Source organism: Xanthomonas sp. 3498 (assembly GCF_014199795.1).
Classification (GTDB): Bacteria; Pseudomonadota; Gammaproteobacteria; order Xanthomonadales; family Xanthomonadaceae; genus Xanthomonas_A; species Xanthomonas_A rydalmerensis.
Genome location: NZ_JACHOH010000001.1, coordinates 943,303 through 955,355 on the forward strand (window position 1 = coordinate 943,303; position 12,053 = coordinate 955,355).

9 protein-coding genes are annotated in these 12,053 nt (G+C 67.6%); 2 read left to right on the top strand and 7 right to left on the bottom strand.

Annotated features, from left to right (window positions below):
• Positions 1 to 222: 222 nt before the first annotated feature.
• Entirely contained in the window at positions 223 to 999 is a 777-nt protein-coding gene (gene map, locus GGR66_RS03795) for a type I methionyl aminopeptidase (RefSeq protein ID WP_184447261.1), read from the bottom strand.
• Positions 996 to 1,208 carry a ParD-like family protein gene (locus tag GGR66_RS03800; RefSeq protein ID WP_010340731.1) on the bottom strand — a complete coding sequence of 71 codons (213 nt, stop codon included), beginning with the start codon at positions 1,206 to 1,208 and terminating at the stop codon, positions 996 to 998. The genes map and GGR66_RS03800 overlap by 4 nt, the downstream gene beginning before the upstream one ends.
• A 573-nt stretch (positions 1,209 to 1,781) precedes the next feature.
• On the opposite strand from GGR66_RS03800, the gene GGR66_RS03805 reads away from it, so the two are divergent.
• Positions 1,782 to 2,552 carry a macro domain-containing protein gene (locus GGR66_RS03805; protein WP_255421559.1) on the top strand — a complete coding sequence of 257 codons (771 nt, stop codon included), beginning with the start codon at positions 1,782 to 1,784 and terminating at the stop codon, positions 2,550 to 2,552.
• Positions 2,524 to 2,844, top strand: a complete 321-nt coding sequence (locus tag GGR66_RS21105; protein ID WP_255421560.1) for a hypothetical protein — start codon at positions 2,524 to 2,526, stop codon at positions 2,842 to 2,844. Before GGR66_RS03805 ends, GGR66_RS21105 begins: the two co-directional genes overlap by 29 nt.
• Positions 2,845 to 3,050: 206 nt before the next feature.
• Here GGR66_RS21105 and GGR66_RS03810 read toward each other — a convergent pair whose 3' ends face one another.
• The 5 genes from GGR66_RS03810 to GGR66_RS03830 all read right to left on the bottom strand — a co-directional run bounded on the left by GGR66_RS03810 (position 3,051) and on the right by GGR66_RS03830 (position 11,919).
• Positions 3,051 to 4,355 (bottom strand): sorbosone dehydrogenase family protein, encoded by a 1,305-nt coding sequence (locus tag GGR66_RS03810; RefSeq protein ID WP_184447262.1) that lies wholly within the window; start codon positions 4,353 to 4,355, stop codon positions 3,051 to 3,053.
• Complete coding sequence (locus GGR66_RS03815) at positions 4,348 to 4,797, bottom strand: DUF2231 domain-containing protein (protein WP_184447263.1); 450 nt, start codon at positions 4,795 to 4,797, stop codon at positions 4,348 to 4,350. The genes GGR66_RS03810 and GGR66_RS03815 overlap by 8 nt, the downstream gene beginning before the upstream one ends.
• Positions 4,798 to 4,922: 125 nt before the next feature.
• Entirely contained in the window at positions 4,923 to 6,098 is a 1,176-nt protein-coding gene (locus tag GGR66_RS03820) for a LacI family DNA-binding transcriptional regulator (RefSeq protein WP_221236322.1), read from the bottom strand.
• A gap of 75 nt (positions 6,099 to 6,173) precedes the next feature.
• Positions 6,174 to 8,618 carry a GH92 family glycosyl hydrolase gene (locus GGR66_RS03825; RefSeq protein ID WP_184447264.1) on the bottom strand — a complete coding sequence of 815 codons (2,445 nt, stop codon included), beginning with the start codon at positions 8,616 to 8,618 and terminating at the stop codon, positions 6,174 to 6,176.
• A gap of 139 nt (positions 8,619 to 8,757) precedes the next feature.
• Complete coding sequence (locus GGR66_RS03830; RefSeq protein ID WP_184447265.1) at positions 8,758 to 11,919, bottom strand: TonB-dependent receptor; 3,162 nt, start codon at positions 11,917 to 11,919, stop codon at positions 8,758 to 8,760.
• Positions 11,920 to 12,053: the final 134 nt, after the last annotated feature.

Consider the following 12,053-nt stretch of genomic DNA (forward strand, 5'->3'; position numbering starts at 1 on the left):
GGCAGTCAATTGTCGTGCAGCCGCGACAAGCGAAGCCGAAAGCCGACTGACACCCTCCGTCGTCGGGACTGAAGTCCCTCCCACAGTGCAGTCCTCCGACAAGGCTGGTGCCGCGCCTGTGGGAGCGGCTTCGGCCGCGACGCGACCAGGCATGACGAGAAGGTCGTCTCCCACCGTTGCGCAGCATCGTTCGCATCCACACCGCACCGTCGATCGCCGTCCTCACTCCACCCTGCACAACGGCACTTCGCCCGGCCGCAAGGTCAGCACCCGCACGCCGCTGGCGGTCACCGCCACGGTGTGCTCGAACTGCGCCGAGAGCTTGCCGTCGCGCGTATGCACCGGCCATTGCTCGGGCAATGCGCGGATCGCCGCGCGCCCCTGGTTGAGCATCGGCTCGATGGTGAACACCATGCCCTCGCGCAACTCCAGGCCGGTGCCGGCGTGCCCGTAGTGCAGGATCTGCGGTTCCTCGTGCATGGCGCGGCCGATGCCGTGGCCGCAGTATTCCTTGACCACGGTGTAGCCATGCGCACGCGCATGCCGCGCGATGGCGTGACCGATGTCGCCCAGCCGCGCGCCCGGACGCACCGCGGCAATGCCCTTCCACATCGCCTGGTACGCGGCCTGCACCAGCCGCCGCGCCGGATAGGCCACCTCGCCCACCAGGTAGGTGGTGCTGGAGTCGGCGATGTAGCCGTGCTTCTCCAGGGTGATGTCCAGATTGACGATCTGCCCGTGGCGCAGCACATCGTCGGCCGATGGCACGCCATGGCAGACCACGTCGTCGATGGAGGCATTGAGCACGAACGGGAAACCGTACTGGCCCTTGCTCGCGGGCCGTGCGCCCAGTTCGTCCACGATCATCCGTTCGACGAGGTCGTTGAGCTCCAGCGTGCTGCGACTCAGCAAGGACATCCCGTCCAGCCGTGCGAACACCTGCGCCAGCAGCCGCCCGGACTCGGCCAGCAGCGCCAGCTCGTCCGGCCGCTTGATCACGTGCGCCCCGGTGTCACCGCCTGCGGCCGCACCCCCGCCGCGCGCAGCTCGCGCGCCACGATGTCCTGGAACGACAACTCCGGGTTCATCTCGCACAGCATGCCGACCTTGATCCAGAAATTGGCCTGCGCGTTGATCGAGCGGCTGGTCACGGTGCAGGCGCGACGCAGTTGGTCGTGCAGGTCGTCGTCGATATTGACGATGCCCATGGTGGCTCCCGATGCGATTGATATATGTATCGTATACGTTTCATATATGACCGACAAGCCAGCACTCCGCTAACGGCGCAATGCACCGCGTCACGATCGAGCAGCGTTTGCCACCCGTAGGCCGCCTGCCAGATACCAGGGAACCTTCAAGCGAGAGAGGAAGCGCATCAATGGGCGCGGCTTCGGCCGCGACGAGGCATCCCCTGTAACGCCCGTCGCCGAAGCCGCTCCCAGGCAGCGGATCGTTGCCGTTGATCGGCGCCGTCGCATGTTTCCTGGCGTCGCCCGATCTCAGGAAGTGAGACGCCGCAGCCGCATGCTTGCGCGCTCCCCGCTGCTGCCCTGGCCGCCCTGGCCGCCCGGGCTGCAGGACAGCCAGAAGCGCACATGCGCTGACGTCAGCATCCGCCTCCTCGCCCCGCCTGCCCATGCGCTGACGTCAGCATCCGCCTCCTCGCCCCGCCTGCCTGGGCCAGGCCGTGAATGGCGCCATCCGCACACGCGGCGCGCCCTGCCCAGTGCGGACATGCGGTCGTCGTTGCCCACGGGATTTCTCCATCGATGGATCGCACCATGCTCAAGGCACGTATCGGCGACCTGTTCGCCAGCCACGCCCACGTCTACGCGAATGCGGTCAATTGCGCCGGCATCATGGGCAAGGGCATCGCGCAGGCGTTCAAGCGGCGCTACCCGGCCATGTTCGAGGACTATGCCGTGCGCTGCCGCGAGGGCCGCGTGCGCATCGGCGAACCTTATCTCTATGCGGAAGCCAGCGGCATCCGCATTCTCAACTTCCCGACCAAGCGCCATTGGCGCTCGCCATCGCGGCTCGAGGACATCGCCGCAGGGCTGGACTATCTCGCCGCGCATCTGCGTGCATGGGACGTGCGCAGTCTTGCCCTGCCGCCGCTCGGCTGCGGCAATGGTGGGCTGGCCTGGGACGATGTCGGTCCGCTGATCTACCGCACGCTGGCGCACCTGCCGGTCGACATCGAGGTCTACGCACCGTACGGCACGCCGCTGGCGCAGCTCGAGCCCGCCTTCCTGTCGCAGCCGGCAAACGCCTCGGCCGAGGGCACCGGCAAACGCACGGCGACCCAGCCGGGCTGGGTCGCGATCATGGAAGTGCTGCGACGGCTGCAAACCCGGCCGGAGGCGCGGCCGATCGGGCGCACGCTGTTCCAGAAGCTCTGCTGGGCCATGACCGAGCTGGGCGTGCCGACCGGGCTGACATTCGGCGATGCCGGTCGTGGACCGCGGCAGGGCGACGTCCGGCCGATCCTGACCGACCTGGCCAACCGCAACTGGCTGCACGATGGCGCTGCGCGCGTCGCCGCAATATGACACCGAGCATGCCCGGTTCGCTGCAGCGTATGCGCCCTACGAGGCCGAGATCGCCAAGGCCGTGGACCTGTTCGCGCGCATCAGGAACACCGACCAGGCCGAGGACATCATGACGGTGTTCCAGGCCGCGCGCCGCCTGCAGGCGGCGCATCCCGGGCAGGTGCTCCACGCGCAGCAACTGCTTGCACATCTGCTCGCCTCCAGAAATACGGCCGATTCCGAACAGACGTCACAGGCGCTGTCCGAAGCGATCCACATGCTGGTGGCGCTGGACTGGATACGCTCGAACTGAAGGCGTGCCAGGCGGGTGGGATCAGCGCGGTTCCGAGCCGAAAGTCAGGCAGATCGCTTTTTCGTTCCACATGGCCTCTGCATTCCGGCCGCCCAGGGTGCCGCGCCTGCCGCCCCACTTCGGCAGCGGCCGGCGCCAGCGCTGGGTACCGCATCACGCAGAATCACTCCACCCACCTGCCGATGGTCGGCACAGCATGCGATCGGTCAGAAGCTGACGCGCCAAACACTGTTACCGACATCGTCGGCGATCAGCAGCGCGCCATCCTTGTCCTGCGCCAGGCCGACCGGGGCACCGAACAACTGCGACTCGTCTTCCGAATGGAAGCCGCTGACCACGGTCTGCGGCGGACCGGCGGGACGGCCATGCTGGAACGGCACGTAGACCACCTGGTAGCCGCTGAGCGGCGAGCGGTTCCAACTGCCGTGCTCGGCGACGAACGCGCCTTCGCGGTACTTGGGTGGCAGCGTCTCGCCGCGGGTGAACCACAGGCCTAGCGCCGCCACATGCGAACCCAACGCATAGTCCGGCTTGATCGCCTTGGCGACCAGGTCGGGCCGCTGCTCTTTGACTCGCGTATCCACGTTCTGCCCGTAATAGCTGTATGGCCAGCCGTAGAAGCCACCTTCCTGGACCGAGGTCAGGTAATCGGGCACCAGGTCGGCGCCGATCTCGTCGCGCTCGTTGGCGATCGCCCACAACCTCCCGGTCCGCGGCTCCCACTGCAGCCCGGTGGGATTGCGGATGCCCGAGGCGAAGATGCGGCTGCTGGCCGAGGCGACATCCACCTCCAGCACGGCCGCGCGGCGGTACTCCACGTCCAGCCCGTTCTCGCCGATGTTGCTGTTGGATCCGACGCCCACGTACAGCTTGCGTCCGTCCTGGCTCGCCAACAGCGCCTTGGTCCAGTGGTGCTCGATGGTGCCGGGAAGATCGGTGAACAACGTGCCGGCCGCACTGATCTGCGTCTGGCCGGCCACATAGGGGAACTTCATGATGGCGTCGGTGTTGGCGACGTACAGGCTATCGCCGATCAACTGGACACCGAACGGCGAGTGCAGGCCCTGCAGGAACACGTGCCGCTCCCATGTGCCGTCAGCGGCTCTGCGCAGCAGCGTGATGCGGTTGCCGCCCTTGGCGCTCTTGCCGGAGCGGCCCTGGATCAGGCCGGCGATCAGTTGCTTGGGCGTGGTAACCGGCTCCATGCCCGGCGAGTTGGATTCCACCACCAGCACATCCTCGTTGGGCAGCACGTACAGCTGGCGCGGATGCATCAGGCCGCCCGCGATCTTCTCGATCTTCAGCCCGGCCGCCACCTTGGGCGTTTGTCCCTCTTTCCAGCCCACGCCCTCGGGAACCTGCATCGGCGGCAACAGGAAATTCCTGGCTTCCGGCAGCGGTGGCGCGTTGCCCGACTGCTGCGTCGGTTCGAGCGCGGCCTTGCCACCGCAAGCGGCCAGGGCGATCGCGCAGGCCAGGGCCACGGCGGACATACATAGGCGCTTAGCCATGGACATACTCCTCATGCAAGGGACGGCGAATGGCGATGAGGACATGCCCGATGGCAAGCAGCACCACCGTGACGACCGAGAGCCAGAGCCCCGCAGGCACCACGGCATATGCATCGCGGCTATGCACGAAGGAATTGAAGATGGCGACGACGATCGCCAGCAGGTTCAACCAGAAGTCGAGCCGCTCCACCGGCAGTGCAGAGCGTCGCGCGGTGATCCAGACCTGCACCAGATTGATCAGCCGCGGCACGATGGCGATGACCAGGCCGATCGCGATCAGCCAGGCGGCCGCCTTGGTCCACAGGATCACGCCCGTGCGGGCGTAGACGACGTCGAAGATCAGCGCGGCGACGAAGCAGCCGAATGGAATGGGATTGAGTAGGCCATAAAGGGCATTGGCCACGACGGAACGGCGTGGTGCGGGTGCGGTCTGCGGATGCATGAGACAGCTCTCGACGAAAGGAGGGAGGAGGCGAATCGCCCAGTCACCGTGGGACCGCGGAACACTCCGCTCCGGTGACGCGACCCACTATCTGCCCCTCCACGTCTAGAGGGTGTCGCGATCGGCTAGCGCCTCTTCGGCGCGATCCGCACGCCGCTGCTCTCGCGTACGCACAACGTCACTGGCGCGATGGTGCTGCGTGGTGCGGCGCCTGCCTCCCGTTGTGCGAGCACCAGCTGCGCCGCCTGGCGGCCGCGGGCGCGTGGTTGCGCAGCGAGTGTGGTCAGCGCGGGCGTGCTCACCGCGGCCTCGGGGATGTCGTCGAAACCGGTGATCGCGAAGTCCAGGCCCGGACGGATGCCGCGCGCGAGCAGGCCCAGCATCAGGCCCAGCCCGACCGTGTCGTTGTAGCAGACCGCCGCGGTGGGCGGCGCGTCGTGAGCGAACAGTTCACCGTGGCGTGCGGCCGCTTCAAGGCGATTGGGTGCCGACTCGATCAGCCACGCCGGGTCGACCGGCAGCTTGGCCTGCCGCATCGCCTGCGCGTGGCCGGCGCGGCGCTGCCGGCAGGAACTGGAATCGGCATGGCCGCCGTAGAACGCGATACGACGGTGGCCGAGCGCGATCAGATGCTCGGTGGCCAGTTGCGCACCGCGCTGGTTGTCCAGGCCGAGGAAGCCCCAGTCGTCGGCACCGGCCAGTTCGCGATTGAACAGCAGCACGTTCGCGCGCGCATCGAGCACGGTGTGCAGTTCGGCGGCGTCGCTGCCCTCGGCCGGCGACAGGATCACCCCGGCCGGGGTGTGTTCCATCAGCGAGCCCAGCACCGCCTGCTGCCGCGCAGGCGATTCGCCGGTGCTGCCGAGCAGGGTCACGTAGCCCTGCTCGCCCAGTGCCTCGTCCACGCCAGCGGCGAATTCGGCGAAGAACGGATTGGCCAGGTCGTTGATGACCAGGGCCACGCAGGTCGAGGTGCGGCGGCGCAGGTTGGCGGCGCCGCGGTTGTAGACGTAGCGCTGCCGTTTCAGTTCCGCTTCCACCCGCGCGCGGGTGTCGGCATGCACCAGCGGGCTGCCGCGCAGCACCAGCGAGACGGTGGCGCGCGAGACGCCGACCGCCTCGGCGATGTCGGTGACGGTCACTACCCGCTGACGGTCGCGCGCGGCGGCGACCGGTGCGGTCTTTGCGGCCTTTTTCGCCTTGTCCGCATGCTCCGCCGCAACCGGCGCCGCCTTGCGCGCGGCGACCTTGGCAGCGTTGGAGCCTGCGGATCCGGTTCCGGGTGGACGCTTCTGGCGCATCGGATCGATTCCCTTCGGGCGAGGCGCCCAGCCTAAACCATCGGCTGCGCGCGCCTGCCGCGAGACGGCACGGACTCAGCGCCAGCCCAGGCTGGCAGCGGATGGCGGCGCCGCGCATGGCGACACCGGCAGATCCTGCGGCTGGGTCCCCCAACCCTGCGGCTGCGGCGCATCGCGCAGGTCGAAACGCAGGCGGCCGCCTTGACGCAACTGCGACCAGTCCAGCCACACCGGCGCGTGCGCGCGGCCATCCAGCGACACGCCACCGACGTAGCGCAGCTTGCCATCGCCGGCCTGCGGCGCGTCGATGCGCAGCGTGCGGCCCGGCCCCACGTCCAGTTCGACGCGCGAGAAGCGCGGCGCGTGCAGCAGGAACTGCCCGGTGCCCGACACCGCCGGATACAGGCCCATGGCGCTGAACAGATACCACGCCGACATCGTGCCCAGGTCGTCGTTGCCGGTGACGCCGTTCGGCGCATTGGTGAACAACGTCTGCGCCGCATGCAGCACGGTGCTGGTCTTCCACGGCTGGCCGATCAGCGTGTACATCCATGGCGCGTGCAGGTCGGGCTCGTTGTTCGGGTTGTAGCGGAACTGGCTGTAGTAGCTGTATGGCCCCACCACCCATTCCTTGCGCGCAGCGCCGGCCGGGTCGGCCAGCAGCGCGTCGTAGGCGAAGAACGCGTCCAGGCGGCGCGCCGCCTGCTCGGGCCCGTGCATCGCCTGCACCAGGCCCGGCACGTCCTGCTGCGCCAGCCACTGGTACTGCCAGGCCGTGCCTTCGTGGAAGCCATGCTGCGAGCGCGGATCGTAATGGCCATCCGACGGCGTGTACCACGCGCCATCTTCGGTGCGCGGCCGCGGGAAGCCGGTGAAGCCGGTGTCCGTGTCACGCACCGACGGATCCCACACCGTCCGCCAGTTGCGCCCGCGTCGGTTCAGCACCGCCGCGTCCTCGGCGTGGCCCAGTGCGCCGGCCATCGTCGACAGCGCGCAGTCGGCCAGCGCGTACTCCAGCGTTGCCGAGCCGCCATGGTGCGGGTCGACGTCCATGCCCTTGGACGGGAACGCGCGGTCGTACTGCACGAAACCCTGCGCCAGGTAGTTGGCGTTGCCGGACCGCCCGGCGTGCCGCGAATTCAACGGCGGCATCTCGAAGGCGTTGCGGCGCAGCGCCGCGTAGGCCTCGGCCTCGCGGCCCTGCAGCGCGCCGAAGCGCCACAGGTCGACCAGGAACGGCGTGACCGGATCGCCGGTCATCACGTTGCTCTCGAAGTTGGCATAGCCCCAGCGCGGCAGCCAACCGCCTTGCGCGTTGATCGCCAGGATCGAACGGCCGATGTCCGCGGCGCGCTGCGGCTTGAGCAGGGCCAGCAACTGGTTCTGCGCGCGGTAGGTGTCCCACAGCGAGAAGAACTCGTGGTACGTCCAGCCGTCGGCGTGGTGGATGCCGTCGTCATAGCCGCGGTAACGGCCATCGGCGTCGCTGCCGGTCAGCGGCTGCAACAGAGAGTGGTACAGCGCGGTGTAGAACACCACGCGGTCGTCGCCGCTGCCGCCGCGCACGCGCACGCTGGCCAGTTCCTTGTCCCAGGCCTGCTGCGCGCGGGCGCGCATGGCGTCGAAGCCGAGCAGGCGGCCATTGGCCATGCCCTCGCTGCGTAGGTTGTTGCGCGCGCCCTCGGCATCCACGTGCGAGATCGCCGAGATGGCGGTGACCGCACGGCCCTTGCTCAAGTCGAAGCTGAGCCACGCGCCGCTGGGCTTGCCCTCGCCCTCCATGCCATGGCGCGATCCCGGCACGCCGCCGGCCTCGCCCCAGGTGCCGAAAGCCTTGAACGGGCGGTCGAACTCCAGGCGGAACCAGGTGGTGTACTGGTGGCCGCCGCAGAAGCTCTGGGTGACCAGCTTGCCTTCCACCACACGGTCGCCGACCACGCTCAGGGTGCTGCCGGTGACCGTGTGGCGGGCGTTGGCCTGGCCGATGTTGACCAGCACGTGGCCGTCGCCCGAGGTGGAAAAGGTATAGCGCTCGGCCGCGGCGCGGGTCAGCGCAGTGGCTTCGGCGTCGATGCCGCCGTAATCGGTCAGCCGCACCTTGTAGTAGCCGGCCTGGCCGCGCTCGCCGTCGTGCTGGTAGCGCGCGCCGTAGCGGGTATGGTCGAACGCCTTGGGATCGCCTGTATCGAAATCGCCGCCGGGACCGATGCGCCCGGTCACCGGCAGCACCGAGACCTGCCCGCCCTGCTCCCAGCAGCCGGCGCCGGACAGGAAGGAATGGCCGAAGCCGCGGATCTGCGGGTCGTCGTAGCGCCAGCCGGCGTAGTGCGCACCGATCGGGCTGACCTGGATCATCCCGAACGGGGCGGACGCACCGGGAAAGGTGTTGCCGTCGTCCTTGCTGCCGATGAAGGTGTTGACCTCGGCACTGGGCCGCGGCGCGGCGGCAAGCGCCGGCGTGGCCAGCAGCAAAGAAAGGGCGAACGTGCGCAGCACGCAAGGCAGCAGGGACGACGTCATGCGATGGGATCCTGTGGTGAATGGCTGCGTAAACGCGACGGCGCAGTCGTGGACGGCGAAAACGGTAGCCCGGCCGTCGCCGGACCGTCGCGCCCATGCTGTTCGCCGCGCGGCAGGCATGGGCACGACACACTGCAGCCTAGAACTTGTAGGTCAACCCAAGGTACGCCAACCGGCCTGCGTAGCCACCTGTGTAGAAGCGTGCCCGGGTATCGTCGCCCAGGTGCTGGCGCGACTCCTGCTTGGTCAGATTCAGCACCGAGGCGGTGAGGCTGAGCGCCGGGGTGATGTTGTATGCCGCGTTCACATCGATCTGGTAGTACGGCTCCTCGTAGACGTTCAGCCCGTTGACCAGGCCCTGCACCAGCTCGCCGCGACGGTTGTACGAGGCGCGCAGCAGCAGGCGGTCGGTCTCGTAGAACACGGTGAGGTTGGTCTGGTTCTTGGCGCTGCCGGGCATGGAGGTCTTGCCGACCTCGGTGCCATCCTCCAGCCGCACCGCCGCCTTGCTGGCATCGTTGTAGGTGTAGTTGAACTGCACGCCGAGGCCGGACGGCAGCGTGTGCTGCGCGTACAGCTCCACGCCCTGCGAGACCGCATCCTGGCCCCCTGCCTGGGTGCTGTAGTTCTGCACCGTGACCGCCTGCCCATTGATCATCATGTTCACGTCGCTGACCACGTCGACAGCGAAGTTCTCCACGTTCTTGCGGAACAGCCCCACGCCCGCCACCGAGCCCGGCTGGAAGTACCACTCCAGCCCCAGGTCGAACTGGGTGGCCTTGTATGGCTGCAGGTTCTTGTTGCTGCCCGAGCCGTACCAGCCCTGCTCGCTGGCGCCGCCGGTCAGGCGCCGGTCGGCCACGTACTCGGGGCTGTAGTACTCCAGGCTGCCCGGCGCGGCGATGTCGTTGTAGCTGGGCCGTGCGATCACCTTCGATGCAGCAGCGCGCAGCAGCAGGTTCTCGGTCAAGTCATAGGCCAGGTTGAAGCTCGGCAGCACGTCGGTGTAGTTGCGGTCCAGGCCGCTGACCACGAACGACTCGTTACGCTGCTGCGTGTCCGACAAGCGCCAGTAGCCCTCGGTGCCGCAGTAGGTATCGGCCGGCGCGCCGGTGGGCATGGCAGCGCCCTGCTGGCAGGCCAGCGGGTTGCCGTCGGCGCCGTCGAAGAAGTAGTCGTTGTACGCGGTCACCTTGTCGGTGGAATCGGCATGCTGGCCGGTGCGCGCCACGCGCACGCCGACGTTGCCGCGCAGGCGCTCGGTGTGGAAGTTGAGCTGCAGGTAGGTGGAGTAGATCTTCTCGTCGACGTTGTAGACGAAGTTGTCTTCGCTACGGGTCTGCATCGCGCCGTAGGTGTTGTTCAAGTAGCCGATGTAGCCGGGGAAGTTGATCGCCGGGAACGCGCTGGATCTCACCCCGCCGGCGAGGTTGTTCATGGAAAACAACAGATCCGGCGAGAACTGCGTGGCCAGCGCGTTGCAGCGCCCGTTCCAGTAACGGTTGTTGTAGTCGCTGGGGTCGGTGCCCGGGCACACCCAATAATTGTTGCCGGTGTTGCGATGGACGCCGCCGTCGCGGCGCTTGAGGCCGAACTGTAGCGAGTCGAAGAAATCGCCGTCGATGTGCCAGGTGGTATCGATCTGCGCGTACTGCTGCTGGTTGGTGTTGCGGGTCCAGGACGAACTGGTCGAACCCAGGTCGACCTGCAGGAGGCCGTCGCGCAGGTTCTGCATCAGCTCCGGCGAGAACGTCATGGACGGCGTGCCGGTCAGGTCCCAGGCGCTGGCGAAGTTGCCGTTGCTCCAGCTGCCGTCGGCGTTCTGGCGGCGCGGCTTGATCGGCAGGGAGAACTGCAGCTCCGGCCCACCCTTGGCCCAGGTGCGGCCGGCCTTGAACGACACGTCCACCTTCTCGCCACGCCATTCGCCGCCCAGGTCCACCGTCTGCGACAGCGACTTCTCGATGTTGTAGCTGCCGGTAATCTGCGGCGTCGGCACCGTGCAGTCGTCCGAGCCCCAGCCGCCGGGCGGCAGGCCAGCCGCAGCGGCCTGCGCCTCGCTGCAGTAATACGCCTTGCCCGGATGCAGGCTGTAGTCGGCACCGGTGACGATGGTGCCGCTGGGATCGAAGCGCAGCCCGTCGAGCAGGCGGCCGCCGCGCCAGTTGCCGTCACCGTAATAGCGCGCGATGTTCCACTCGGGAATCTTGATGGTGTTGGTCTGCGAGTTCTGCGACAGGTCGAAGCGGAAGTAGTTCGCGGTCAGGGTCAGGTCGTCGGTGGGCTTGAACTGGAAGGTCAGTTGGCCGCCCTTGCGTTCGCGCTCCTCCTGCTTGACGTCCAGGCTGACCGCCGTTGGCATCATGAAGCGGGTGTAGTACTTGCCGTTCTGGTCCCAGAAGCCGGTGCCGCCCCACCAGTTCGAATTGAAGTCCGACGGATTGCCATTCACGTCGACCGCCGGGCCGCCTTCGTCGCGGCCGTACCACTGCCAACTCTCGGTGCTGGCATTCAGCGTGCGCGCAGTGCGCTTCTGCTGCGTGTAGCCGACGAACACGCCGAAGCGGTTGTCCTTGTCGTGCCACGAGTACGAGCCGGAGAACTGGCCGTCGGTCTTCTTGCTGGTATCCGACCACACGCCCTCGGCGGAGACGAAGCCGGAATTGGGCTCCAGCTCCAAAGGACGCCGCGTCTGCAGGATCACCGTGCCACCGATGCCGCCTTCGTCGATACGCGCTTCCGGCGTCTTGTACAGTTCCGCGCTGCCCAGCAGGTTCGAGGGCAGCAGCGTGTAGTTGAACGAGCGCGTCGGGTCGCCGTTGGACTCGGCGGTGGCGATGTAGTTGCCGTTCAATTCGGTGAGCACCAGCTCCGAGGACAGGCCGCGCACGCTGACGTTCTTGCCCTCGCCGCCGTCGCGGCTGATGACCACACCGGGCACGCGCTGCAGCGCGTCGGCCACGTTCTTGTCGGGGAACTTGCCCACGTCCTCGGCGGTGATCACATCGACCACGGCATTGGCGTTGCGCTTCTGCTCCAGGCTCTTCTCGATCGCGTAGCGGTAGCCGGTCACCGTCACCGCATCCAGATTCTTGGCCTCCAGTTCGGCCTGACCGGAGGGCGCCGGCGCGGTGTCGGCCTGCTGGGCGAACGCGGTGGTGGAGGCAGCGGTCGCGCACAGCGCGATGGCGATACCGGCGGACAGCGTGCTGCGCTTGCGCGCGGATGGCATGCACTTCATTTCAATCATCCTCTCCCAAAGATTGATCGGCTGCGCGAGTACGGCCACCGCGCAATCCATGGATCGAGCAGCCTCCGCGTCGCTGTAGAAAACATCCGGCGCCATTGCGGCGAGCCGGCCTTGCGGTTGTTCCCCCCTCTGTCCTGCACCAACTGAATTGGATCGTTCTAATGCAGCGGAAAACTTAAGTACCA